Origin of the sequence: Bacillus sp. MYb56, from assembly GCF_002976445.1 — a bacterium.
Taxonomy (GTDB): Bacteria; Bacillota; Bacilli; order Bacillales; family Bacillaceae_G; genus Bacillus_A; species Bacillus_A mycoides.
This window is the reverse complement of the sequence record NZ_PCOH01000003.1, coordinates 322,908-346,455: the sequence shown is the minus strand read 5'-3', so window position 1 is coordinate 346,455 and position 23,548 is coordinate 322,908. Positions and strand designations below refer to the sequence as shown.

Genomic DNA, 23,548 nt, shown 5'->3' with positions numbered 1-23,548 from the left:
TATAAGAAGATGAGTACAACAAATGAATTAGTAAACCGCATTGATGAAACATATGAAATATCGAACATTGTAAAGGAAATCGAGATAGACAAAATTGCACTTAGTGATTTAGAACTTTTGGCGACAGGAGGATATAGCCCTCTTACAGGATTTTTAGGGAAGAGAGATTATGATTCAGTAGTAGAAACGCTTCGTTTAGCAAATGGTAGCGTATGGAGTATACCGATTACACTACCGGTAACAGAGGAAGTAGCAGAGGGACTGAAAGCTGGAGAGGAAGTAAAACTTGTTAACGATGGAAATGTATATGGTGTTATTCAAATAGAAGATATTTTTGTACCTGATAAAGAAAAAGAAGCGTTACTTGTATATAAAACGACGGATGAAGCTCATCCAGGAGTAAAGAAATTATATGAACGACCAAACGTTTACGTTGGAGGAGCTATTATTCTTACAAAACGTTTTGGGAATAATCCATTTCCTTCTTATCATTTAGATCCAATTGAAACGAGAGAAGAATTTAAAAAACGCGGTTGGAAAACAGTAGTTGGATTTCAAACGAGAAACCCAGTACATCGTGCCCATGAGTATATTCAAAAATCTGCCCTTGAAATTGTAGATGGTCTCTTTTTAAATCCGCTCGTTGGGGAAACGAAGTCAGATGATATTCCTGCTGATGTAAGGATGGAAAGCTATGAAGTATTACTTCAAAACTATTATCCGAAAGATCGTGTCTTTTTAGGTGTATTTCCTGCAGCAATGCGTTATGCAGGACCAAGGGAAGCGATATTTCATGCACTAGTAAGAAAGAACTTTGGTTGTACCCACTTTATTGTAGGGCGTGATCATGCTGGGGTAGGGGACTATTACGGAACATATGAAGCGCAGGAAATCTTTACGAATTTTACAGTAGAAGAGTTAGGGATTACGCCGTTATTTTTTGAACATAGTTTTTACTGCACGAAATGTGAAGCAATGGCTTCAACGAAAACATGTCCGCATGGAAAAGAAGACCGTGTCATTTTATCGGGTACGAAAGTACGAGAAATGTTAAGGAATGGTGAGATTCCGCCAAGTACATTTAGTCGTAAAGAAGTAGTGGAAGTGCTAATTAAAGGTTTGAAAAAAGAAGTAGTAACAGAATAGGGAGAGAATGAGATGGATACGAATATTACTTGGCATACAGCTTCTGTTTCAAAAAATGAGAGAAGAGTGAAGAATGGGCATCACAGTTTTGTAGTTTGGTTTACTGGTTTATCAGCTTCGGGTAAATCTACAGTAGCGAATGCGGTTGCTCGCAAACTGTTTGAAAAGAATATCGGAAATTATGTGCTAGATGGGGATAATATTCGCCAAGGTTTAAATAAAGATTTAGGTTTTTCTGAAAGTGATCGCATGGAAAATATAAGACGTATTGGTGAAGTGGCAAAGTTATTTGTAGATCAAGGAACTGTTGTCCTTACAGCGTTTATTTCACCATTTCGAGTAGACCGAAAACAAGTTAGGGAACTATTAGCTGCAGATGAGTTTATAGAAGTGTTTGTAAAATGTCCAATTGAAGAGTGTGAGAAACGTGATCCGAAAGGACTTTATAAAAAGGCGAGAAAAGGTGATATTAAAGAGTTTACAGGTATCGATTCACCGTATGAGGAACCAAAACAAGCAGAATTAATTGTAGAAACGCACAAGTATTCTATTGAAGAATGTGCAGAGCAAATTGTGAAGTACTTGCAAGAGCGTAGTTTCATATAGGGGGATAAAAGATGAGTTATGAAAAAGTGTGGGCTAATAATGAAAAATTAAATCAAACAGAGAAAAAGAAATTAGAGAAAGACGGATTAGAAATCTTTAATGATATTCCTTACTATGCGGAGAATGGATTTGAATCTATTCCGAAAGAAGAGTGGGACGCTTTTAAATGGGCGGGATTGTATTTGCAAAGGCCGAAAGAAGCGGGCTATTTTATGATGCGTGTCAACATTCCTTCTGGAATTATTACAAATGCGCAGGCAGAGGTGTTGGCTTCCATTGCTGAAGATTATGGGCGTGATGTGTTAGATATTACGACAAGACAGGCGATTCAGTTTCATTGGTTAGAAATTGGGCAAATCCCGGATATTTTTAAGAGGTTAGCTAGAGTTGGTTTATCTTCAGCAGGGGCATGCGGTGATATTACGCGTAATATTACAGGTAATCCACTTGCTGGAATTGATGCGAATGAACTATTTGATACAACATCGATTGTTAAAGAAATATACGATTACTTCCAACATAATGAAGAGTTTTCTAATCTACCACGTAAATTCAAAATGTCTATTAGTTCTAACATTTATAATTCAGCAAATGCAGAGATTAACTGTGTGGCGTTTACACCTGCTACGAAAGAAATAAATGGTGAGGAAAAGGTTGGGTTTCATATAAAAATAGGCGGAGGATTATCAGCTCGTCCATACTTAGCGGAAGAATTAGATGTATTCGTTTTACCAGAAGAAGTGAAGGCAGTGTCGATTGCAATTGCTACTATATTCCGTGATTTTGGATATCGTGAAAAACGCCACTTAGCACGTTTGAAATTTCTTGTCGCTGACTGGGGCGCTGAGAAATTTAAAGAGAAACTAGTAGAATACACAGGCCCATTGCAAAGTAAAGGGGAAAGTGCTCTCAAAGGCTGGAATGCAGGATACTTTTATGGCGTTCAAGATCAAAAACAAGCAGGATTAAAGTATGTCGGCTTTAATGTACCAGTAGGACGTTTACACGCAGAGGAAATGTTTGAGATTGCAAGAATTGCAAAGAAATATGGAAACGGGCAAATTCGAACTTGTAACTCTCAAAACTTCATTATTCCGAATGTTCCGCCAGAAAATGTTGCAGGATTATTAAGTGAACCGTTGTTTGAAGCAATTTCAGCAAATCCGAAATCGTTTATCGGTCATGCGGTTTCATGTACTGGCATTGAGTATTGCAATCTTGCGTTAGTAGAAACGAAAGAAAGATTACGCAAAATCGCAGAGTACTTAGATACACAAATTGCACTCGATGTTCCAGTTCGAATTCATATGGTAGGATGCCCGAACTCATGTGGTCAACGTCAAATTGCTGATATTGGTTTGCAAGGGATAAAACTGAAAACGAAGGAAAAGGGAATCGTTGAGGCGTTTGAAATATATGTGGGCGGAACACTATTAGACGGAGGAGCATATAACGAAAAGTTAAAAGGGAAAATAGATGGAGAAGATTTGCCGGATGTTCTCGTGTCCTTTTTAAGTTATTTCCAAAAGAATAAATTACTAGCCGAAACGTTTTATGATTTCGTAGGACGTGTTGGAGTGGAAGAATTACAAATTGTACTAAATCGTGTATTAGAAGAAGTAATAGCATCTTAGGAGGGGCAATATGGACTTATATCGATTTGAAGCTGTATTAGTAAATAGTATTGTTCCAATTGTTGTCGTTGCTCAGAGTGAAGAACAGGCATTTAAGCTTGCGGAAATTGAGCTTGAAAAACATTTTTTACCGTTACCAGAAGTGAAAGAGATTTCTTTGTTTGAAAAAAAGAAGATTCGAAAAGGGGCGGCATTTGTTATTCATGAGTAGAGAACATGTAATACGAAATAATAGTAACTTCCATTCGTGATTAAGAGTGGAAGTTTCATTTTATAGTAGAAATGAGGAGAGATTATGGGGAAGGTTTATATCGTCGGGGCGGGTCCTGGTGATCCGGATTTAATTACTGTTAAAGGGTTGAGATGCATCGAGAAGGCTGATGTTATATTGTACGACCGTCTCGTAAATAAAGAATTGCTTTCTCATGCAAAGCCTGAAGCGGATTTAATTTATTGCGGGAAACTCCCAAATTATCACACGATGAAGCAAGAGACAATTAACACATTTCTTATTAAATATGCGAAAAAAGGAAAAGTTGTAACGAGACTTAAGGGCGGAGATCCATTTGTATTTGGAAGAGGTGGAGAAGAAGCTGAAGCGTTAGCGAAGCAAAGTATCCCATTTGAAATTATTCCTGGTATTTCAGCTGGTATAGCTGCTCCTGCTTATGCTGGAATTCCAGTAACGCATCGCGATGCAAGTGCAAGTTTTGCTGTTGTGACAGGGCACCGGAAAGAAGGGGCTGAAGAGGAAGTTAAGTGGGAAAGTTTAGCGAAAGGTGTAGATACATTAGCGGTCTATATGGGGGTTAGTAATTTACCTTACATATGTGAACAACTAATAAAACATGGAAAAGATCAAAGTACACCTGCCGCTATCATTGAGTGGGGAACGACATCTATGCAACGTACTGTTACAGCGACGTTAGGAACAATTGTAGATGTTGCCAAAAAAGAACGAATTCAAAATCCAAGTATGATTGTTATTGGAGAAGTTGTCCGTTTTAGAGAAAAGATACATTGGTTTGAGAAACAAACGGAAAATGCATATCAAGTAAGCGGAGTATTGTAAAATGAAGGCTGTTATATATATATGTCATGGAAGCCGTTTGAAAGCAGCAAAAGAAGAAGCGGTTGCATTTATTACGTCATGTATGAACCGTGTAGAGGCAAATATTCAAGAAATTTGTTTTTTAGAGCTAGCGAATCCTTCTATTGAAGAAGGATTTCGTACATGTGTGAAGCGTGGTGCTACAGAGATTGTCGCTATTCCAGTTTTTTTATTAGCGGCAGGACATGTAAAGAAAGATATTCCGTTTGAATTACGAAAGTTAAACGAGGAATATCCGGATATCAAAATAGTGTATGGTAATCCATTTGGTGTATCAGAAGTGCTTGTAAAAGCGGTATATAACGGAAGTGGTATTAAAGACTATAAAGAAAAAGTAACACTTTTGCTCGTTGCAAGAGGGAGTAGTGATCCGGAAACTTTACAAGACATAAAGTGGATTTCTTCTTTATTTCAAAAAGAAGAGAACATTAAAGAGGTGGAAGTTTGTTATTTAGCAGCCGCGGAGCCGAAGTTTGATGAGAGGTTGAAAGAAATTGTAGAACAAAAAGAACGGAACATTGTTGTGTTACCTTACTTATTATTTACAGGCTTACTCATGAAACATGTTGAGAAAGAAGTGCGTCAATATGAGTCGGAAGAGATAAAAATAAGTCCCTATTTAGGAAAGAATGTAGCGTTTCGAGAGATGTTAATTCAGAAAACAGAGGAAATATTGAAGGGAGATCAATATGTATCCACTTACAGTGCGAGTTGATAAGAAACGTGTTGTTGTCATTGGTGGAGGGAAAGTAGCGGGGTTTAAAATTATTCCTTTACTAAAACAAGGTGCGGATATTGTTGTAGTAAGTACAGAATTAGATGCAAATTTAGTGAAACTTGTAGAAGAAAAGCAAATTCGTTGGTATCAAAGAGAGTATGAGAAAAGTGATATTAAAGATGCTTTTTTAGTAGTTGCAGCGACTAGTAATTCGGTACTAAATGAACAAATTGCTGAAGATGCCGCAGTGAATCAATTGGTAAATGTTATTACGAATCCGGAAAGTGGAAATGTTCATTTTCCGGCGGCAATTCATCGTGGATTGCTTAATGTAGCTGTTTCTACTGGAGGGGCAAGTCCGAAACTTGCAAAAAAAATTCGTGATGATATCGCAAATAAATATGATGAGAAGTATGAATCGTATCTTGATTTTTTATATGAAGTTAGACTAAAAGTGAAAGAATTACAAGTAGAGAAAAGGCAAAAAAATATATTGTTACAAGAAGTATTAAAGTCGATATATGTTCAAAGTGAACAAAAAAGAGAGCTTTTTTTACAAGAATTAGAGAGGGGAATTTATATAGGATAGTGAGCGAATTGTGCTTTACAAATATAAAAATATAATTTATAATCACAAGTAACTTCAAAAGATGAAATCGATGAGCAAGAAGAGTACGTATATTTGATGCGTTCAGAGAGCTGGGGTAAGGTGTGAGCCCGGTACGATAAAATATACAGAATGGGCTTGCGAGAGGTATGCTGAACATTGCAGTAGGCAACCCGGGTTCCGCCGTTAAAAGGATAGGGTATCGGAATTTTCCTGTACCTGAACAAGTGGGATTTATTGATCCAATTGAGGTGGTACCACGGTATTCTATTACATATATCGTCCTCTACATGCATATTTGCGTGTAGGGGACTTTTTTATTTTCTAAAGGAGGTGTGCGAGTATGAAATGAAAGTGTATAATTGATAAAAGTTATAATATTCAGAAAAGGAGAATTTATGATGAAAGAAACACAGCAATGGACGTCGAAAATTGGCTTTGTACTCGCAGCAGCCGGAGCCGCAGTAGGTCTTGGTGCAATATGGAAGTTTCCATATGTTGCAGGTAATGGTGGGGGAGGCGCATTCTTCCTTGTATTCTTACTATTAACTTTATTTATTGGTATGCCTCTTCTTTTAGCTGAATTTGTTATTGGCCGTAGTACTCAAAAAGAGGCCGTTACAGCTTATAAAGTATTAGTACCGAATAGCAAGTTATACCCTTGGATTGGTCGTATGGGGGTTGTTACTTGTTTTAGCGTACTATCTTTTTATAGTGTTGTAGGTGGATGGATTTTACTTTATTTATACTATAGTGTCACAGGTAGTTTCTGGAACGGAGTAGTCGATTATGGACAATTGTTTGCTGAAACAATTTCAAATCCAGTAAGTGCGATTGGGGCGCAATTCATCTTTATGCTTTGTACCATTTTTGTTGTTAGTAAAGGTGTGGAAAAAGGCATAGAAAAAGCAAGTAAGTACATGATGCCGTTATTATTCGTTTTATTTATTGCTATCATTATTCGTGCGTTAACACTTGATGGTGCTATGGCTGGGGTAGAGTTCTTCTTAAAACCAGATTTTTCAAAGCTTACAGCAGATACGATTTTATATGCGATGGGGCAATCTTTCTTCTCACTAACGGTAGGTGCCTCGGTAATGGTAACGTATAGTTCGTATTTAAAGAAAGAAGAGCATTTAGCTAAATCAGCAACATCTATTGTAAGTTTAACTGTATTTATTACAGTACTTGCAGGGTTAGCGATTTTTCCAGCGATTTTCGCATTAGGAGTTAAACCGACAGAAGGACCAGGGCTACTGTTTATCGTTCTTCCTGCTGTCTTTGCAAAAATTCCATTTGGACAATTTTTCTTCATTATGTTTTTAGTGTTATTCTTCTTTGCGACTTTAACATCTGCGATTTCAATGCTTGAAATTGTAGTAGCTTCTGTTGCGAAAGATAATGAGAAGAAGCGTCCATCAGCTTCGTTATTAATTGGTATTCTTATTTTTGCAGTTGGAATCCCATCAGCGTTATCGTTTGGAATTATGAGTGATGTGAAAATATTTGGTAAGACATTCTTTGATTTCGTCGATTTTTCGGTAAGTAATGTATTACTGCCACTCGGAGTACTAGCCATTTCGTTATTTGTACCAAATAAAATGAGTAAAGAGCTATTAATGAAAGAATTAGAAGTTACGGAAACGAAAGGGAAAACATTGTTTAATATTTGGTTCTTCTTGCTTCGTTATGTTATTCCGGTAACTGTAATTATCGTATTTTTAAATGCGATAGGTGTATTTAAAATGTTTGCATAATAAAAAGACGGAGATGTGGATTCTCCGTCTTTTTATTGTGTTGTAGGTGTATTTAATAAGCGATTATATGCTTTATAAGCTGTGACAACTGCGATAAATGATCCAATTAAAAATAACGCTGAGCCGCCGAATGTAAATAACCGGCCGATGTATGTTTCTCTAGCTTCTTCTATTTCTTCTTGTAATTGTGTATTCATATTTATCACCCCGCAAAATATAGGCATTTAGTTGTAGTTTATGTAAAACGTCTAAAAAGTGTGAAGTAGTAAAAAAACTCGGTATGCACCGAGTTTTTTATAATCCGATATAAGGAGATGGATCAACTGCGTTTGTCTTACCGACATTCCATTCCCCAAGGTGAAGTTCGAAGTGTAAATGTTGTCCGTATGATTGGCCAGTGTTCCCCATAAATCCAAGTTGAGTGCCTTGTTTTACAGTTTGTCCATTAGATACAGAACGGCTACTCATATGTGCATATACAGTTGTATATGTTTTTCCGTTTATACGGTGAGATAAGTATACAACATTTCCGTAACTAGATGATAATTCTGAACGGATAACGACGCCATCTGCAGCAGCTACGATTGGCACTGTTCCTGAAGCTGCGATATCGATTCCTTTATGGTTATCTAAAGAACGTGTACCAAATCCTGAAGTTTTCGATCCAGCGGCAGGTTTAATAAATCCACCTTTGTTCGTATCTTGCGGTGTTGGTGCGGATTGTGTGCTTTCTTTAGCAGAAGCGGCTACCTGTTTTTTTGCTTCCTCAGCCTTACGTGCCTCTTCAGCTTTACGCGCTTCTTCTGCACGTTTTTCTTCTTCAATTGCTTTTTGAACAGCTTGACGCTGGTTTTCTAAAATGCCTTTTGATTCTTCTAACCCTTCAATCTCTGAATCTACTTTTGCTACTTTCGTATGTAGATCGTTAATAAAAGTTTGTTGCTGTTGTTGGTTACTTTGTAATTCTTGCTGTTTTTGTTCTAATTTTTGCTCAGATGCTTTCAGTTGTTGCTCTTTTTTCTCAACAGCCTCTTTTTCTGTCGTCACAGCATTTTGATCGCTTGTTTGTTTTTTCACAATATCTGTATCGTTATTTAAAATTAAACTTACAGAATACATATTATCAACAAGATCGGCAATATTTGCAGAACTTGTTATTACTTCTGTAATGATACTCGTACGAGGCTTTTCTTGCATAGATTGTAGTCGTTGTTTAATAACTTCCTGCCGTGTATCTATGTTCGTTTGTAATTGCTCTATATGTTTCTTTTTTTCAGTAATAACTTGCTGTGTGTTGCTAATTTCTTTTTTTGTATCGTTTAATTCAGCTTCGTTTTTATTAATAGAAGTAGTTAATTCGTCGATTTTCTTTTGTAATTCCTGGATTTCTTTTTCTATTTGTTCTTTCTCAGCTGATTTATTTTGTAAGTCATTTTGTTTGCCTTCTAATTCGGATTGAATATTAGATAATTTATTCTCATTCGTTTCAGCGTATACGGGTGAAAGTAACGGGGAAACGAAAATCGTTCCAGCTGCTAAAACACTAAATGCTGCAAATTTCTTTTTCATGGTTGTCTTGCTCCTTTCCCTATGAATGTTATATATCATAAGAAGAAGAGTGTCTATCGTTGTAATCATAATGTAAAGAAAATTTTATAATTTTGCTAAGTTTTGTCGGAATTTAGTATCTTTTCGTAGTGTTTGTCATAAATTTAAAATTCTTGAATGTATAGAAAAAGATATCAATTTCTATATTTTTTTTAAAAAACATGGGAAATGATGGAGTTTTCCATAATGAAACAGTATTTTAAAAACCTATCAATCACTAGTAAGGAATCGATTTCATGTGAGGTTTTCTGACATGGAGTTTGTTTTTGTCAAGAAAATTATTTGCATTCGTGCAAACTTATTTTGTTGTCAGATTTTAAATTTTGATTTATGATTTTCAACAGGGACAAAATGTAGTGAATTGTCGAATAATATGTAATACTCTTAATTTCAAGTTTTATAGAGATAGAATGAGAGATAGAGTGACACATCGAAGAGGGGGTTACCACAAGTATGAAAAGAATAGGACTTGCATGGCAAATTTTAATAGGACTTGCGCTTGGTATTACAGTTGGGGCGATTTTCTTTGGCAATCAGGAAGTGGTGAAGTACTTACAACCAATTGGTGATATTTTCATCCGATTAATTAAGATGATTGTTGTACCGATTGTTGTAGCGAGTATTGTTGTTGGGGTTGCTGGTGTTGGCGATATTAAAAAGTTAGGTCGACTAGGCGGAAAAACAATTATTTACTTTGAAATTATTACAACACTTGCAATTGTTGTTGGTTTATTAATAGCAAACATTTTCCAACCTGGAAAAGGCGTTGATATGGATAAGTTAACAAAAACAGATATTTCTAAATATACACATACGACAGAGCAAGTACAAAGTCATTCGTTCGCGGATACGTTTGTAAATATTGTTCCGACGAACATTATGAAATCATTAGCTGAAGGTGATATGCTTGCTATTATCTTCTTCTCAGTATTATTTGGTTTAGGTGTAGCAGCAATTGGTGAGCGTGGTAAACCAGTTCTACAATTTTTCCAAGGTGTAGCAGATGCAATGTTTTATGTAACGAACCAAGTTATGAAGTTTGCACCATTTGGTGTATTCGCATTAATTGGTGTTACAGTTTCTACATTCGGATTAGCTTCATTAATTCCATTAGGGAAATTACTCATTGTAGTATACGGAGCAATGATCTTCTTCGTTGTAGTTGTATTAGGACTTACAGCGAAAATATTTGGAATAAACATTTTCCAATTCTTTAAGATTTTAAAAGACGAGCTGATCTTAGCGTATTCTACAGCAAGTTCAGAAACGGTTTTACCGAAAATTATGGAGAAAATGGAGAAATTCGGTTGTCCGAAAGCAATTACATCTTTCGTTATTCCAACAGGTTATTCATTTAACTTAGATGGATCAACTTTATATCAAGCAATTGCGGCAATTTTCTTAGCGCAAATGTACGGTATTGAATTATCCATTACACAACAAATTACGTTATTACTTGTATTAATGGTTACATCAAAAGGTATCGCGGGTGTACCGGGCGTATCATTCGTTGTATTATTAGCAACACTTGGTACAGTAGGTATTCCAGCTGAAGGTTTAGCGTTTATTGCAGGTATTGACCGTATTCTTGATATGGCTCGTACAGCAGTTAACGTTGTAGGTAACTCTTTAGCGGCTGTAGTTATGTCTAAGTGGGAAGGTCAATATGACGCTGAAAAAGGACAAGCCTATTTAAAAGAGATATCTGAAAAGGGTCAAGCAGCTTAATTATAATATGAACAAGCTCTCACATAATATGTGGGGGCTTTTCTATATATAGAAGAGGAGCGGACGTAATGAAACGTAAATATGGTGACGGTTCTTCGTGGAAGCGACTAATAGAGAAGGATTATAGGGTTAAGCAAGTAGAGGATGGAATGTTAGGAATACTGGACATAAAAAAAGTGAGAGAACCTAGTCATAAAGAATACAATGGTAAAAATCTTTGCATTGCAGGTGATGGGTATACATGGATGCAATATTTTATAAACGGAAAAAACTTTGCGATTACAGCTATGTTAGACAATCAAAAACAATTAGTGCAATATTATATCGATGTGACGAAGGAATATAAAATAGACGAGCGTGGTTTACCTTATTTTGATGATTTATATTTAGATGTGGTATTGTTACCGAACGGTGAGATCTATGTACTGGATGAAGACGAGTTAGAGGATGCTTATAAAACTGGTGATGTTACAAAAGAAGAATATGAGTTAGCATGGAATACAACAAAATGGATTATCGCGACGATAAAAAATAGAAAATTTTATTGGATCTCAATATTGGATAAAGAAATTGAAAAGTTAAAATGATTGGTTTATTCATATTTTTGTATAATTACCAAAAAAATCTATACAAAAAATAATTGACTTTTGTTTTGTAAGCGAGTAAAGTTAGGGAAGAAATTATTATTAAAAAATAAATATGAAACCTTCTTATAAAGAGAGGCGGAGGGACTGGCCCTACGATGCCTCGGCAGCGGACTCGATTTCAGAGTGCTGTGCCAAATCCAGCAAGCATGTGCTTGAAAGATGAGAAGAGTGTTTCTTATAGATGTATAAGACCTCTTCTCATTGGAAGAGGTCTTTTGTTGTTCATTAGAAAAGGTTGAAAACTAGGGAGAGATGATACTTTGAAAGAAACGAGAGGAAATGGTTTAGCGTTATTACCACTTGGAATATTTTTGGCGCTATTTATTGGTTCTGGAATTATTACAGGTGATTTCTATAAATTGCCGATACTTGTAGCAATTTCAATTGCTGTAGGAATTGCTTTAGTGATGAATCGTAAGGAAAGCTTTAATGTGAAAGTAGAACGATTTGCTAAAGGTGCAGGAAACCCTGATATTATGATTATGGTATTAATTTTTGTACTTGCAGGGGCGTTTTCTGAAACAGCAAAAGGAATGGGCGGAGTTGATTCCACTGTTAACTTAGCGTTATCTATTTTACCCCAAGGATTTATCGTTGCTGGAATTTTTGTTATAGGGGCATTTATTTCATTAGCGATGGGAACTTCAATGGGAACAATTGCTGCATTAGCACCGATTGCTGTAGGTATTAGTGGGCAAACAGATATCTCAATTGCACTTACGATGGCTACTGTTGTGGGCGGAGCGATGTTTGGCGATAATTTATCATTTATTTCTGATACGACAATTGCTGCTGTTCGTTCGCAAGGAACAGAAATGAAAGATAAGTTTAAAACGAATTTTTTAATTGTATTGCCAGCTGCAGTCATTACAATTGTAATATTAGTAATGATTACTTTAGGTAATGATACAGAAATTAAAGCTCATACATTTGATTGGGTGAAGATTTTACCATATGCAGGTGTACTTGTTACAGCGCTACTTGGCTGGAATGTACTTATTGTATTAACCGGTGGAACGGTACTATCTGGTGTTATCGGTCTTATAGATGGAAGTTATACGTTAGAGAGTTTCTTTAAAAGTGTAACGACTGGAATGGGCGGTATGATGGAGTTAGTGTTACTTGCCATTTTAATCGGTGGTATGGTTGAACTTATCCAGTATAATGGTGGCATTCAATATTTAATGAATCTTTTAACACGTAATATTCGTTCGAAAAAAGGAGCAGAGTTCGGTATTGCTGGCTTAGTGAGTATGACGAATGTGTGTACAGCAAACAATACAATCTCTATCATTTTTACAGGTCCGCTTGCGAAAAATATTGCGGATCAGTATGAAATTGATCCCCGTAAATCAGCGAGTGTACTGGATCTTTTCTCTTGCTGTGTACAGGGGTTAATCCCATATGGTGCTCAAATGTTAACAGCGGCAGGATTTGCTGCGTTATCTCCGGTCGAATTGTTACCATATGCATTTTATCCAATTTTAGTTGGAGTATGTGGAATCATTTCTATATTAATTGGTTTCCCGAGATTTTCTAAAGTGGCGGAAAAAAAAGAGTATCATAAAACTGCATAATATAAAGAGACATTTATTATTAGCAGTTGAAAACGCTCGGAGAACATTCTCTGAGCGTTTTTTATTATTTATAAATCCTTTTTCAAATAGTAGTGTTTATAATCTCTTCCTACGTTATCGAGGATACCATACTCTTTATAACCATATTTTTTATAGAAATCTAATGCTTGAAAGCTTAAAGTGTCAACTTTTATAAAATCACAATTTCTTTCTAAAGCGATTTTTTCTACTTCTAATAACAGTTTAGTTCCATACCCTAATGCACGTATATCTTCATCGATGATAAAAGAGTGAATCTCTAACCAATTCCAACAGACTTCACCTAATATTCCCCCGCATATTTTACCATTTTCATCTTTAAGAAATAAATGAATCTCTAAGTATCTGTCTCTTAAATCAGATGGAAAGTGCTTTAAATTATATTCATAAAGCTGATTGTTTATATAGTTTTTAGCGGCGGTATTGATTTCTTTCGTAATGTGTAAATTCATGATATATCCCCTTTAATTTAAATGTAGCCTTCTGATTTATTTTAACATAATTTTCTTAATAATATATTTAATGTAATTTAATAAACGTTTGTATGTATTGCTAATTTTTTGGACGCGCAAGTTGAGATTTTCATCCGTTATTGAATAAGAATTTTTCTGTATCTATACGCATCGCATACATGTTCGTTTTGCAAAAGGCTGAATTCAACTCGGTCTTAAGTCTGAGTCGAAAACAGTTCTTAAGCTCGTTATGAAAAAATGAAAAAATAGTTAAGATAAGAGTATCAAATCGAAGGGAGGCAAGCACAAGATGAAACAATTTCTAGCGTTTATCGCAGCCGGTATTTTGGCTTTAATTGCTCTTGGTAGTCTTGCTGGTATTGTAGGATTCGCCATTGGAGCAGGAGTTGTGTACTGGAGCTATAAATCATTTGTGCGAGCTAAATCATTTTTTGGAAAGTTAGCTTGGGGTATTGTTGGTTTAATCGGTTTGTCCATTGCACTTTCTCATTCCCCAGCATTAATCGGTATCGCAGCATTAGTAGTTTTATACTACGGATACCGTGAGTGGAAAAAAGGAAAAAATGTAGTTGTTGATTCTGCTCCAGAAAGTGCTAAACCATATAGCAACTTTGAAGATGAGTGGAACAAGTTAATGAAAAACTAATATAAAATAAATCAAATTATAAAGTAGAAGAGAGGAAGATTATAATGAAACAATCTTTATTCGGACGTGTACGCGATGCAATTTTAGCTGATTTTCATAATGTGTTAGATGAGAAAGAAAGAAAAAATCCAATTGCTATGTTAAACCAATATTTACGAGATAGTGAGCGTGAAATAACAAAAATTGAGAAGTTAATTCAGCGTCATAAAACATTAAAATCTAACTTTGCTCGTGAGCTTGAGCAAGCACGTTATTTCGTTAATAAAAGATCAAAGCAAGCTATCATCGCACAAGAAGCAGGCGAATTGCAATTGCATGAACGTGCATTAGAAGAAGTAGCGTATTATGAAGGGCAAGTAACTCGCTTAGAAGAAATGTATGCTGGTGTTGTAGAGCAAATTGATGAGTTAGAGCGTCGTCTTTCAGAAATGAAAAATAAATTAAAAGAAATGAACGCAAAGCGTATGGAATTAATGGCACGTGAAAATATGGCGCATGCAAACCGCCGTATGAATACTGCTATGCATAAAATGGATGAAAATAATCCGTTCTTACGATTCGAAGAAATTGAAGATCACATTCGTGACATAGAGCTTCGTATAAATGAAGAGCATGAGCGTGATACATTTGATATGAAAATTGCAAAACTAGAGAGTGAAATGAAAGAGAAAAATGAAGTATCGTTAACGAAAGAAGTAACAAAATAATTGTAGTATATAATAAAACAGGCTTATGATATAGTGATAGGAGAAAAGGTGTTGGAAAGCAATGCCTTTTCTTCTATGTATATGTGACAAGGAGGGGGGAGCTGAAATGAAGAAGCAATTTTCAAAAACACAATTTATGGGGATGCTCCTCATCATATTTGGATTCGGTCTTTTTCTTGATATGATACTTGGACATTTTGAACCAGGTGGTCTAATATTTGCATTTATTATGATTATGTTTGGAAGACATTATCGAAAGAAGAACCGTTATGTAAGAGGGAATGTATTTTTATTTGTCGGTGGTATTGTCTTCTTATTCTTCTTATTTTCATCAGCGGCATTCGTACTTGTTGTGTTTGCTTGTTTAGCTTTAATTGGTTATCAACTTATTCAACAAGGACATCGGCAAAAAGCAATGAAAGTTGAAATTAAAGAAAAGGGATATATAAATGAAGAAAAACAAATATATCGTACAGAACCGTATATAAAAAATATGTTTGTAGGTAATGTACGAATGATGGATCATATTTATGAAATAGAGGATATTAACGTCCAATATGGTGCTTGTGACGTCGAGATTGATTTAACAACTGCTATGATTCCAGAGGGAGAAACAGTTATTGTGATTCGGGGCGTCATTGGTAATATTCGCTTATATGTACCATATGATATTGAATTGTCTTTAAATCATTCTGTTATTGTTGGGCGAGTGCTCCTGCCAGGACACGAAGAAACTGGATTTAACCGTAATGTTACGTTTAGAACAGAACAGTATAAAGAAGCCCCTCGTCGTATTAAAATTATTTCTTCGCTTGTCGTAGGCGATACGGAAGTGAGGAAAGTATAATGAAAAAACAAAGGAATATTTCGTGGATGTATATTCGTTATTCTATGTTGTCCTCTGTGAGTATCGCACTTATTTGTACAATTGTATATGTATGGAAAAGCGAGCAACAAGTTTATGATTTACTCTGGAAAGAATCCATTGCTTCTGTTCCAATTGGCTTGTTTATTATGAGTACGAGTCTTCTTATCGGAGGAATTGTAGGATATGCAATCGGTTATTATATAGAACAGCGTATACAAGGATTAAATACTTTTCTATTTGAAGTAGAGCGAGGGAATTTTCCGAGTGATGTTTCATTTACTGCGGACGATGAATTTCATGAAGTGGAACGAAAAGTAATTGGTCTTGCTCGTCGCTTAGAGGAGCAAGCTGGGCTATTTCAAAAAGTAACGAATGAACGAGCCCATTGGAATGAAGAGATGAGACAAGAAGCGATTTCTCAAGAAAGGCATCGATTAGCGAGAGAGCTACATGATTCTGTAAGTCAGCAGCTTTTTGCAATGTCGATGATGATGTCAGCCATTAATGAGCAAGCAGCTGAAATTCCAGATACGACGAAAAAACAGTTGCAGCTTGTTGAGAATATGGTTGTAAATGCACAATCAGAAATGAGAGCATTGCTCCTTCATTTACGCCCAGTGCAGTTAGAAGGTAAGAAACTAACAGAGGGTATAGAAGAATTATTAACAGAACTGTCTAGAAAGCAACATATGAAAATTGAATGGTTAATTGAACCGATTCAATTAAAAAAAGGTGTAGAGGATCATTTATTCCGTATTGTACAAGAGGCGCTGTCTAATACTTTACGGCATGCGAAGGCAAAGAAAACCGAAGTACGCCTTCGGAAAATTGATCAATATGCGATTTTGAAAATTATTGATGACGGTGTTGGGTTTAAAGTTGGTGTTAATAAGGCTGGTTCATATGGTTTAAGGTCAATGCAAGAGCGAGTTCATGAAATTGGTGGTACATTAAAAGTTCTTAGTTTTCCGAATAAAGGTACGCAAATAGAAGTGAAAGTACCTATTATGATTGAGAGAGGGGGAGAATCATGATAAAAGTATTACTAGTTGATGATCATGAAATGGTTCGAATGGGTGTATCAGCATATTTATCAACGCAGCCAGATATTGAAGTAGTTGGAGAAGCTGAAAATGGAAGAAAAGGTTCAGAGTTAGCTTTGCAATTAAGACCGGATATTATTTTAATGGACCTTGTTATGGATGAGATGGATGGGGTTGAAGCGACACGTGCTATTATTCAAGAATGGCCAGAAGCGAAAATTGTAGTTGTCACGAGCTTTTTAGATGATGAAAAGTTATATCCTGTTATTGAGGCGGGGGCGACAAGTTATTTATTAAAAACATCAAGAGCGAGTGATATTGCAGATGCTGTAAGAGCTACTTATGATGGGGAAACGGTATTAGAGCCGAAAGTTACTGGCAAAATGATGTCTCGTATGCGTCAGAAGAAAGAACAACCTTTGCATGAGGAGTTAACAGAAAGAGAGTCTGAAATTTTGTTATTAATTGCAGAGGGGAAAAGTAATCAAGAGATTGCAGATGAGTTGTTTATTGCCCTTAAAACAGTAAAGACACATGTGAGTAATATATTAAATAAGCTAAATGTAAGTGACCGGACACAGGCGGTTATTTATGCGTTTAGACACCAATTGACGAAATAAGAAGGAAGCTTTGACTATATATGGTCAAAGCTTTTTATTGACGGTTATTAATGTAAGCGTTATCATTAAGGTGTTAACAGTACATACAAAGGGGAGAGAGTGTATGTTAGTTCAAACGATATTTGGAATGGATGAAACGAAAAAATTAGGCAACTATGTGAATGCGTTGCAAGCACTTTGTGAACAATATGATATTGAAACAGATCGTATTGCAATTATTGAGGCAACAGAAGAATATTATTTATTTCTAGTGAAGCAAGAAGATTGCTATGATGTTGTAAAAGTAGAAACAGTGGATACGAATATTGATTACTATACGAAAGCTTATAAAGTAAGTAGCTTTAATCATACTTCTTATCAAATGTAAAAAACTCCCGAAATGGGAGTTTTTTTATGATACTTTCGATTCAGGTGAATGATCCGTTAATGGTACTGCTTTGGCGCCACTTAATTTTGCGATAGCAAAACCGATAATAGCCCCAACTAATGCTGGTACTAACCAGCCGATTCCTTCATTATATAATGGAATAAACTCGAAATAAGATGTGATAGATGAAACAGGAATATTCCCTTGTTTTAATCCATCAAATACGCTCACAACTGCAGAACCAATTAACGCACCTACATAAACAGAACGATATCCACCGAAATATTTATGAAGTAATGATAGTAATACGAGTACAATCGCAATTGGATATACAACAAGTAAAATAGGAACAGAGATTGCGATAATTTTTGTTAAACCTAAGTTGGCAACTAATAATCCTAATGTGCAAATGACACTTGCTAACGTTGTGTATGAAAATTTCGTTAATAATGTTGAGAAGTATTGACTGCATGCAGATACAAGTCCAATACATGTTGTTAAGCAAGCGAGTGTAACGATAAGAGATAATAGAATTAGACCATATGGACCGAGTAATTGTTGTACGATAACGGTAAGTAGCTGTCCGCCGTTTGTTGCGTATCCGAGAGAGACACTAGTTGTACCGAGCCAGCCAAGTGCACCATATACAAGTACGAGACCAGTAGCGGCAATAAGTCCTGCTTTTGCTGTTGCGATGGCAATTGATTTGCGGTCATTCACACCTTTTGAGCGAATTGCATTTACAACGATAATTCCAAATGCAAGCGCTGAAATGGTATCCATCGTTAAGTATCCTTCCATAAAACCTTTGAAAACTGGAGAAGTTTGATACTCTTGCATTGCTGGTCCTGATTGCCCAAGTGGTGAAAATACACTCTTAAAGAATAATAAGAAAATAGAGAGTAATAAAATAGGTGTTAATACGCTTCCGATACGATCGACGAGTTTAGAAGGATTTAAACTAAGCCAAAATACGATAGCAAAGAAGATGACTGTGTATAAAAATAGCGTTAGGCTGCTAGAGCGAATAGTTTCTGGTAAGAAAGAACTAATTCCCATTTCATAAGCGACATTAGCAACACGTGGGATGCCCATAGATGGACCGATTGCAATGTATACAACTACCGTAAAGAATATTCCGAATAATGGGTGAACATGACTTGCAAGTTGTTGCATTCCATTTCCTGATAGAGAAATAGCGATAACAGTAAGTAGTGGTAAGCCGACTCCTGTTAGTAAAAAACCAATCATTGCTGGCCAAAAGTTTTCACCAGCATTTTGTCCAAGCATTGGAGGGAAAATTAAATTTCCTGCTCCAAAAAATAAAGAAAATAGCATAAGACCTGTGAAAAAAACATGTTTTTTTGATACAGTATTCATTGTTTTTTTTTCTCCTTTTTTGTAAATTCATTGTAAGAACACAAAAAACTCGTCCCTTAAGAAAGGGACGAGTTATATTTACCCGCGATACCACCCTAATTTATACATGTAGAAATATATCTATATGTATACGGCTTTACAACGTACAACATGATACGTGTTCCTTGTAACGGGGGACGACCGGTAAGAACTTACTTTAGCATTCGGTTCTACTTCTCGGAGATGATTTTCGGTTACGAACTGAGCGTTGGCTTTCAGCAAAATACCAACTCTCTGGGGAACAGCTCTATAACATACTCGTTCTCGTCAATGAATTTTTATTCAAGTATTCTGACAATATTTTTACATGTTTTTTTTAGAAAGTCAACATATTTTTTGGGAAATACACTTTCCTGTAGAAATATAGCTGAGAATATAAGGGTTAATACTATTTGTAAAAATGCTGTAAAACATTATAGAGAATTGTAAAGTTTATGGAGAAAATCGATATTTATAGGAGTAAGGAAGGAATTGTTTGAATTTGCAGAGAATAATACAACAATCCACTTGCTGGAAAGAACAAACCAAAAGAGGTGACTGAAATGCTTGCGATGGGAGTATTATTTGGCATTATTGCTATAATTGGTTTTATGTGGTTATATTATTCGCGTTCGTTTAAACAAGCAGAAGTTTTACTCTTTCAAAAAGGTAGTTTGTTGACAAATCAGTCTAGATATTTAGTATGTCCGAAGTGTGGAAGTGCACAGGCCAGGAGTGGAGGATATCAAGAGTGTTGCAAAATTAGATTATGAAAGAAGGAAGCCTCACATTATTTTGTGAGGCTTCCTTCCTTACAATTTTTTCGCGCTCCAAATTGTCCAACGATCTCTTTCGATGATAGGAGAGCCGTTTTGTAATGCCGTTTGGATATGATGTAGAAGCTGAGAAAGTTCATTATCTGTTAGTTCATATAGAATGGATCGGCCTGTTCGAGGAGATAAATCTTGTAGCAAAGCCTCTACAGAATCATGTACTTTTCGTACTTCCCATTGTGTTTGAATGGGGAGCGCTTGAAGAGGATATGTTTGTAATAATTGCTGTATAGTAGTGGTTTTTGGTCTTCTTTGTGCTTCTGTTTCAATGAGTTTTGGAAAGACCGAGAAAAAATATCCACGAAGGTGTTCAGGACTTCCTGGGATTATACAATCTTCAATGGTCCGGTCTTGTAAAATAAGTAGACCGTCTTTTTTTAATATACGAGAAGCCTCTCGTATAAATGTGGGAATATCATGCAAATGATGAATGACTGCACGAGAAATGACAAGGTCGAATGTTTCATTAGGGAATGAGATATTATGTGCATCACCGTGAATGAATGAAATGTTTGGGAAGGCATTACAATTTTCTTTTGCCGCTTGTAATATTTCTTTTGAAAAATCAAGCCCAACAACACTTTTGGCTCCCATAAGAGCAAGTTCTTTCGTATAAATGCCTCCACCACAACCTATATCAATTATTTGTTTGTTTTGTACATCTACAATATTGTTTATTGTTTCCTGCCATGAAATATGTGCGTTACGATTTGCATACGTATACTTATTATTTGCATCATGAAAATTAATGGACATTGTAAAATCCTCCCTTCAGTTTATAGTATAGCTCATTCTATATAATGTAACGTTTTTGTTTTATGCATGAGGATTATAAGAATTTCTTATTGGAAAAGGAGAATCGATTTGAAAGGGAAATATTTAATGTTTTTATGTGTTATTTTACTCGCGTCGTGTGGTCAATCCGAGCAAAAGAAAGAACCGAAACAAGTAGAGGAGACAGTGAATGAAATGAGAGAACCATTACAAGTAACTGTTATGCAAAAAGGTAAAGAAGAAAAAAATTTAAAGAAAATGGATGCGGAGTTGGTGGTGGATATTATAAACAAAGCGGAAAAACAAGAAGTAACGGGTAGTTTTGGTGAACCGGAATATGAAATACAAATTAGTAGTGATGGAAAAAAAGAAACATATTATGCATGGTTAAGAGGAGAAGATCGCCGAGGATGGATTCAATATAAGAAAGATATGTATATGCTTAACGAAAAAGATACGGAAAAGCTTTTGACTATCTTTCCAAAGATTCCAGAACAAAAAGAAGATGAGATGCAGGTAGGTACTTTAACGGAAGTAACAAAAAAAGACATGCAGATTACTGCGTTTCATATTAAAGCAGGTGATCAAAAAATGAATTATACAGTACGTTATACGATTTCACAATCACTATATAATAAGTTAGCAAAGGAACAAGAATATTATTTGCAATTAATTTTCCCGGAAAAGGTCCAAAAATTAATTGGCGCAAAAGAGAGTGAAATAATTTCAGCTGAAAAAGTAAAGGAAGGGTATAAACAGTATGAGTTGAATGTTACTGTTCCGATAAAAGATGCTTCAGAATCACAATTAAAATCACTAGAAACCTATTATGATAATCACGATTTACAAATATTAAATAGTAAGAAAGAAAAAGTAGGAGCATTTCAAAACATTATTCAAATTGTTAAAGAGTATGGTGAAAAAATGAATTTACAAAGATAAAGTGAAATTTTAATCAGTGGGGGCATCCCCCGCTGATTATTAGCACGACTCCTACCTAAATTCTTTGCTCCAGCCGAATTTTGAGGTGGGATTCTTACTGCCCGTAAATAGCGGGCAGTAAGAATCATAAAGTCTATATGGCCTTTCCTAGGAAATGATAATAGAGGGGAAAGATCCCCTCTATTATTTTGCTTTTGCAGATGGCTCATTCATTGATTTTCGTGTAATTAGAAAGGAAATCATAAGAGCAGAAAGAATAATAAGGGCTATAAATAAGTGATTTGGCAACCAATCTAATAATAATACGTAGCTGACGGTATAAAAAATAAGAGTTGAAGCTAAAAACGATAGAGCGCCTATCATAAGAGATTGTAATTTCATTTGTATTTACCTCCTTTTATTTTTATTTTTGGCTAAAAATGGATGAAATAAACATTATTTCTAACAATAGAAAAAAATATGTCATAATAGAGAAAAAGAATAAGTTTTGATGAGTGTATATGGCTCAATAAAGCGAGATAAAGGAGAGGAATATGAAAAATAATAAAAAAGGATTATGGGGAGTTATCGTTGCAATAGGGTTATTTTTACTATCTAAGTTAAAATGGGTATTTGCAATTTTTAAGTTAGCAAAATTTTCAACAGTATTTAGTATGTTTTTATCGCTTGGTGCATACGCAGTCATATATGGTTGGAAGTTTGGGGTAGCACTCGTATATTTATTGTTTGTACATGAGATGGGGCATTTATGGGCAGCGAGAAAGAAAGGGATACCAACATCGCCAGCAATCTTCATACCATTTATGGGAGCTCTTATTGGGATGAAAGAGATGCCGAAAAATGCAAAAGATGAAGCTTACATTGCATATATGGGACCTCTTTTCGGATTGTTGTCATTTTTACCTGCGATTCCGCTTTATATAATAACGAAAGAGCCATTTTGGGCATTAATTATTTTACTTGGAAGTATGATTAACTTCTTTAACTTGATTCCGGTTTCTCCATTAGATGGTGGACGAATTATCTCAGTTGTAAGTACAAAGATTTGGGGAGCGGGCCTTATTGTATTGCTCGGTTATTCCATTTACTTTAAAAGTATTTTGGGAGGATTTATTTTTATTATTGGCTGTATGGAATTATATAGAGTAATAAAGAGAGATGAGCCAATTAAGGAATTAGGATATAGAATTGATGGAATGAAAGAATATGTTGCAAGGCTTGAAGAGGAGTTAAAAGAAACAGGTGCGGTGCATCGAAATATATATATGATGCAACATGAAATAAATATATTAAGGCAAAAAGAAAGAGAGAAAGCATTAAAAGTAGGAGAACTTCAAAAGATTGAAGTGTTAGAGCATCTTTTACCAAAGTTTGAGCCGCTTGATTACGTTCCATATGAAGATGAAAAAGAAACCCATACAATTCATATAAGAGAAGCATTTGAAATGTCAGAAAGAAAATTACAGGAATGGGAGACAGAAAAGAGACAACAGGAAAACTATTATAAAGTTGATATGAAAACAAAATGGACAGTCTTTGCTTGTTATATCGGATTAATGGCTATACTCGGTTATACAGCTTATGAAGGTTATGTTGTTTTACAAGAGCATTTACCAAGGAGAAGTTTGTAGAAAAATAGTGTCGAAATGAAAAGGAGGATTTAAACAGGAATTACATTTCTACGAGAGAATGTTACAAG

General features: G+C 35.5%; 26 protein-coding genes, 1 riboswitch and 2 other annotated features. Of the genes, 20 read left to right on the top strand and 6 right to left on the bottom strand.

Annotated features, from left to right (window positions below; genetic code table 11):
• Nucleotides 1-9 precede the first annotated feature (9 nt).
• The 8 genes from sat to CQ058_RS06545 all read left to right on the top strand — a co-directional run bounded on the left by sat (nucleotide 10) and on the right by CQ058_RS06545 (nucleotide 7,579).
• Complete coding sequence (gene sat, locus CQ058_RS06585) at nucleotides 10-1,146, top strand: sulfate adenylyltransferase (protein WP_002126309.1); 1,137 nt, start codon at nucleotides 10-12, stop codon at nucleotides 1,144-1,146.
• Nucleotides 1,147-1,158: 12 nt separating this feature from the next.
• On the top strand, nucleotides 1,159-1,752 hold the full coding sequence (gene cysC / locus CQ058_RS06580; protein ID WP_002188928.1) for an adenylyl-sulfate kinase: 594 nt from the start codon (nucleotides 1,159-1,161) through the stop codon (nucleotides 1,750-1,752).
• An 11-nt stretch (nucleotides 1,753-1,763) separates the two neighbouring features.
• The gene (locus tag CQ058_RS06575; protein WP_002193231.1) at nucleotides 1,764-3,386 is read left to right on the top strand and encodes a nitrite/sulfite reductase; all 1,623 of its coding nucleotides are present in this window, start codon (nucleotides 1,764-1,766) and stop codon (nucleotides 3,384-3,386) included.
• Nucleotides 3,387-3,396: 10 nt separating this feature from the next.
• Nucleotides 3,397-3,597, top strand: a complete 201-nt coding sequence (locus tag CQ058_RS06570; RefSeq protein WP_000366913.1) for a DUF3906 family protein — start codon at nucleotides 3,397-3,399, stop codon at nucleotides 3,595-3,597.
• An 84-nt stretch (nucleotides 3,598-3,681) separates the two neighbouring features.
• The gene (gene cobA / locus CQ058_RS06565) at nucleotides 3,682-4,458 is read left to right on the top strand and encodes a uroporphyrinogen-III C-methyltransferase (protein WP_002030683.1); all 777 of its coding nucleotides are present in this window, start codon (nucleotides 3,682-3,684) and stop codon (nucleotides 4,456-4,458) included.
• Between the two features lies 1 nt (nucleotide 4,459).
• Nucleotides 4,460-5,212, top strand: coding sequence for a sirohydrochlorin chelatase (locus CQ058_RS06560; protein WP_105589531.1), 753 nt, complete (start codon nucleotides 4,460-4,462; stop codon nucleotides 5,210-5,212).
• The gene (locus CQ058_RS06555; protein ID WP_002140988.1) at nucleotides 5,187-5,804 is read left to right on the top strand and encodes an NAD(P)-binding protein; all 618 of its coding nucleotides are present in this window, start codon (nucleotides 5,187-5,189) and stop codon (nucleotides 5,802-5,804) included. Before CQ058_RS06560 ends, CQ058_RS06555 begins: the two co-directional genes overlap by 26 nt.
• A gap of 61 nt (nucleotides 5,805-5,865) precedes the next feature.
• Nucleotides 5,866-6,112, top strand: a binding site (T-box leader).
• A gap of 111 nt (nucleotides 6,113-6,223) precedes the next feature.
• Entirely contained in the window at nucleotides 6,224-7,579 is a 1,356-nt protein-coding gene (locus tag CQ058_RS06545) for a sodium-dependent transporter (RefSeq protein ID WP_002193229.1), read from the top strand.
• A gap of 32 nt (nucleotides 7,580-7,611) precedes the next feature.
• Here CQ058_RS06545 and CQ058_RS31730 read toward each other — a convergent pair whose 3' ends face one another.
• Nucleotides 7,612-7,776 carry a hypothetical protein gene (locus tag CQ058_RS31730; protein ID WP_002011683.1) on the bottom strand — a complete coding sequence of 55 codons (165 nt, stop codon included), beginning with the start codon at nucleotides 7,774-7,776 and terminating at the stop codon, nucleotides 7,612-7,614.
• A gap of 97 nt (nucleotides 7,777-7,873) precedes the next feature.
• Nucleotides 7,874-9,148: a murein hydrolase activator EnvC family protein gene (locus tag CQ058_RS06540; RefSeq protein ID WP_002011681.1), complete on the bottom strand. Its 1,275-nt coding sequence runs from the start codon at nucleotides 9,146-9,148 to the stop codon at nucleotides 7,874-7,876.
• 492 nt (nucleotides 9,149-9,640) lie between these two features.
• On the opposite strand from CQ058_RS06540, the gene gltP reads away from it, so the two are divergent.
• From gltP to CQ058_RS06525, 3 genes are all read left to right on the top strand, one after another.
• Entirely contained in the window at nucleotides 9,641-10,915 is a 1,275-nt protein-coding gene (gene gltP / locus CQ058_RS06535) for a glutamate/aspartate:proton symporter GltP (RefSeq protein WP_002011680.1), read from the top strand.
• 68 nt (nucleotides 10,916-10,983) lie between these two features.
• On the top strand, nucleotides 10,984-11,502 hold the full coding sequence (locus tag CQ058_RS06530) for a ribonuclease FAU-1 family protein (RefSeq protein ID WP_002193228.1): 519 nt from the start codon (nucleotides 10,984-10,986) through the stop codon (nucleotides 11,500-11,502).
• A gap of 120 nt (nucleotides 11,503-11,622) precedes the next feature.
• Nucleotides 11,623-11,728: riboswitch (SAM riboswitch) on the top strand.
• Nucleotides 11,729-11,822: 94 nt separating this feature from the next.
• Nucleotides 11,823-13,139, top strand: a complete 1,317-nt coding sequence (locus CQ058_RS06525) for a Na+/H+ antiporter NhaC family protein (protein WP_002193227.1) — start codon at nucleotides 11,823-11,825, stop codon at nucleotides 13,137-13,139.
• Between the two features lie 68 nt (nucleotides 13,140-13,207).
• Here the strand turns inward: CQ058_RS06525 and CQ058_RS06520 are convergent, their stop codons facing one another.
• Entirely contained in the window at nucleotides 13,208-13,630 is a 423-nt protein-coding gene (locus CQ058_RS06520) for a GNAT family N-acetyltransferase (protein WP_002011677.1), read from the bottom strand.
• A gap of 310 nt (nucleotides 13,631-13,940) precedes the next feature.
• Here CQ058_RS06520 and CQ058_RS06515 point away from each other — a divergent pair, with 310 nt between their 5' ends.
• The 6 genes from CQ058_RS06515 to CQ058_RS06490 all read left to right on the top strand — a co-directional run bounded on the left by CQ058_RS06515 (nucleotide 13,941) and on the right by CQ058_RS06490 (nucleotide 17,902).
• The gene (locus tag CQ058_RS06515) at nucleotides 13,941-14,297 is read left to right on the top strand and encodes a lmo0954 family membrane protein (protein ID WP_002011676.1); all 357 of its coding nucleotides are present in this window, start codon (nucleotides 13,941-13,943) and stop codon (nucleotides 14,295-14,297) included.
• A gap of 44 nt (nucleotides 14,298-14,341) precedes the next feature.
• Nucleotides 14,342-15,004 (top strand): PspA/IM30 family protein, encoded by a 663-nt coding sequence (locus tag CQ058_RS06510; protein ID WP_002011675.1) that lies wholly within the window; start codon nucleotides 14,342-14,344, stop codon nucleotides 15,002-15,004.
• A gap of 106 nt (nucleotides 15,005-15,110) precedes the next feature.
• Entirely contained in the window at nucleotides 15,111-15,851 is a 741-nt protein-coding gene (liaF, locus tag CQ058_RS06505) for a cell wall-active antibiotics response protein LiaF (protein ID WP_002126337.1), read from the top strand.
• The gene (locus CQ058_RS06500) at nucleotides 15,851-16,906 is read left to right on the top strand and encodes a sensor histidine kinase (protein WP_002011673.1); all 1,056 of its coding nucleotides are present in this window, start codon (nucleotides 15,851-15,853) and stop codon (nucleotides 16,904-16,906) included. The genes liaF and CQ058_RS06500 overlap by 1 nt, the downstream gene beginning before the upstream one ends.
• Nucleotides 16,903-17,535, top strand: a complete 633-nt coding sequence (locus CQ058_RS06495) for a response regulator (protein WP_000598709.1) — start codon at nucleotides 16,903-16,905, stop codon at nucleotides 17,533-17,535. The genes CQ058_RS06500 and CQ058_RS06495 overlap by 4 nt, the downstream gene beginning before the upstream one ends.
• A gap of 10 nt (nucleotides 17,536-17,545) precedes the next feature.
• Nucleotides 17,546-17,902 carry a DUF3992 domain-containing protein gene (locus CQ058_RS06490; protein WP_002193226.1) on the top strand — a complete coding sequence of 119 codons (357 nt, stop codon included), beginning with the start codon at nucleotides 17,546-17,548 and terminating at the stop codon, nucleotides 17,900-17,902.
• A 24-nt stretch (nucleotides 17,903-17,926) separates the two neighbouring features.
• Here the strand turns inward: CQ058_RS06490 and brnQ3 are convergent, their stop codons facing one another.
• On the bottom strand, nucleotides 17,927-19,282 hold the full coding sequence (gene brnQ3 / locus CQ058_RS06485; protein ID WP_002193225.1) for a branched-chain amino acid transport system II carrier protein BrnQ3: 1,356 nt from the start codon (nucleotides 19,280-19,282) through the stop codon (nucleotides 17,927-17,929).
• A gap of 60 nt (nucleotides 19,283-19,342) precedes the next feature.
• Nucleotides 19,343-19,601 (bottom strand) — a binding site (T-box leader).
• A 262-nt stretch (nucleotides 19,602-19,863) separates the two neighbouring features.
• Between brnQ3 and CQ058_RS06480 the strand changes: the two genes are divergently transcribed.
• Nucleotides 19,864-20,073: a hypothetical protein gene (locus CQ058_RS06480; RefSeq protein ID WP_000880630.1), complete on the top strand. Its 210-nt coding sequence runs from the start codon at nucleotides 19,864-19,866 to the stop codon at nucleotides 20,071-20,073.
• 39 nt (nucleotides 20,074-20,112) lie between these two features.
• Here the strand turns inward: CQ058_RS06480 and CQ058_RS06475 are convergent, their stop codons facing one another.
• Nucleotides 20,113-20,889, bottom strand: coding sequence for a class I SAM-dependent methyltransferase (locus CQ058_RS06475; RefSeq protein ID WP_002193223.1), 777 nt, complete (start codon nucleotides 20,887-20,889; stop codon nucleotides 20,113-20,115).
• A gap of 108 nt (nucleotides 20,890-20,997) precedes the next feature.
• Between CQ058_RS06475 and CQ058_RS06470 the strand changes: the two genes are divergently transcribed.
• On the top strand, nucleotides 20,998-21,849 hold the full coding sequence (locus CQ058_RS06470) for a YhfM domain-containing protein (RefSeq protein WP_002193222.1): 852 nt from the start codon (nucleotides 20,998-21,000) through the stop codon (nucleotides 21,847-21,849).
• Nucleotides 21,850-22,032: 183 nt separating this feature from the next.
• Here the strand turns inward: CQ058_RS06470 and CQ058_RS06460 are convergent, their stop codons facing one another.
• On the bottom strand, nucleotides 22,033-22,230 hold the full coding sequence (locus CQ058_RS06460) for a hypothetical protein (protein ID WP_000776287.1): 198 nt from the start codon (nucleotides 22,228-22,230) through the stop codon (nucleotides 22,033-22,035).
• Nucleotides 22,231-22,382: 152 nt separating this feature from the next.
• Here CQ058_RS06460 and CQ058_RS06455 point away from each other — a divergent pair, with 152 nt between their 5' ends.
• A complete protein-coding gene (locus tag CQ058_RS06455; protein WP_002193221.1) occupies nucleotides 22,383-23,480 on the top strand; it encodes a site-2 protease family protein in 1,098 nt (365 codons plus the stop codon).
• Nucleotides 23,481-23,548 lie beyond the last annotated feature (68 nt).

Excerpts from the sequence above, each read along its gene's own strand:
- sat (WP_002126309.1), top strand. The coding sequence starts at position 10 with ATGAGTACAACAAATGAATTAGTAAACCGCATTGATGAAACATATGAA.
- cysC (WP_002188928.1), top strand. The coding sequence starts at position 1,159 with ATGGATACGAATATTACTTGGCATACAGCTTCTGTTTCAAAAAATGAG.
- CQ058_RS06575 (WP_002193231.1), top strand. The coding sequence starts at position 1,764 with ATGAGTTATGAAAAAGTGTGGGCTAATAATGAAAAATTAAATCAAACA.
- CQ058_RS06570 (WP_000366913.1), top strand. The coding sequence starts at position 3,397 with ATGGACTTATATCGATTTGAAGCTGTATTAGTAAATAGTATTGTTCCA.
- cobA (WP_002030683.1), top strand. The coding sequence starts at position 3,682 with ATGGGGAAGGTTTATATCGTCGGGGCGGGTCCTGGTGATCCGGATTTA.
- CQ058_RS06560 (WP_105589531.1), top strand. The coding sequence starts at position 4,460 with ATGAAGGCTGTTATATATATATGTCATGGAAGCCGTTTGAAAGCAGCA.
- CQ058_RS06555 (WP_002140988.1), top strand. The coding sequence starts at position 5,187 with ATGTATCCACTTACAGTGCGAGTTGATAAGAAACGTGTTGTTGTCATT.
- CQ058_RS06545 (WP_002193229.1), top strand. The coding sequence starts at position 6,224 with ATGAAAGAAACACAGCAATGGACGTCGAAAATTGGCTTTGTACTCGCA.
- CQ058_RS31730 (WP_002011683.1), bottom strand. The coding sequence starts at position 7,776 with ATGAATACACAATTACAAGAAGAAATAGAAGAAGCTAGAGAAACATAC.
- CQ058_RS06540 (WP_002011681.1), bottom strand. The coding sequence starts at position 9,148 with ATGAAAAAGAAATTTGCAGCATTTAGTGTTTTAGCAGCTGGAACGATT.
- gltP (WP_002011680.1), top strand. The coding sequence starts at position 9,641 with ATGAAAAGAATAGGACTTGCATGGCAAATTTTAATAGGACTTGCGCTT.
- CQ058_RS06530 (WP_002193228.1), top strand. The coding sequence starts at position 10,984 with ATGAAACGTAAATATGGTGACGGTTCTTCGTGGAAGCGACTAATAGAG.
- CQ058_RS06520 (WP_002011677.1), bottom strand. The coding sequence starts at position 13,630 with ATGAATTTACACATTACGAAAGAAATCAATACCGCCGCTAAAAACTAT.
- CQ058_RS06515 (WP_002011676.1), top strand. The coding sequence starts at position 13,941 with ATGAAACAATTTCTAGCGTTTATCGCAGCCGGTATTTTGGCTTTAATT.
- CQ058_RS06510 (WP_002011675.1), top strand. The coding sequence starts at position 14,342 with ATGAAACAATCTTTATTCGGACGTGTACGCGATGCAATTTTAGCTGAT.
- liaF (WP_002126337.1), top strand. The coding sequence starts at position 15,111 with ATGAAGAAGCAATTTTCAAAAACACAATTTATGGGGATGCTCCTCATC.
- CQ058_RS06500 (WP_002011673.1), top strand. The coding sequence starts at position 15,851 with ATGAAAAAACAAAGGAATATTTCGTGGATGTATATTCGTTATTCTATG.
- CQ058_RS06495 (WP_000598709.1), top strand. The coding sequence starts at position 16,903 with ATGATAAAAGTATTACTAGTTGATGATCATGAAATGGTTCGAATGGGT.
- brnQ3 (WP_002193225.1), bottom strand. The coding sequence starts at position 19,282 with ATGAATACTGTATCAAAAAAACATGTTTTTTTCACAGGTCTTATGCTA.
- CQ058_RS06480 (WP_000880630.1), top strand. The coding sequence starts at position 19,864 with ATGCTTGCGATGGGAGTATTATTTGGCATTATTGCTATAATTGGTTTT.
- CQ058_RS06475 (WP_002193223.1), bottom strand. The coding sequence starts at position 20,889 with ATGTCCATTAATTTTCATGATGCAAATAATAAGTATACGTATGCAAAT.
- CQ058_RS06460 (WP_000776287.1), bottom strand. The coding sequence starts at position 22,230 with ATGAAATTACAATCTCTTATGATAGGCGCTCTATCGTTTTTAGCTTCA.
- CQ058_RS06455 (WP_002193221.1), top strand. The coding sequence starts at position 22,383 with ATGAAAAATAATAAAAAAGGATTATGGGGAGTTATCGTTGCAATAGGG.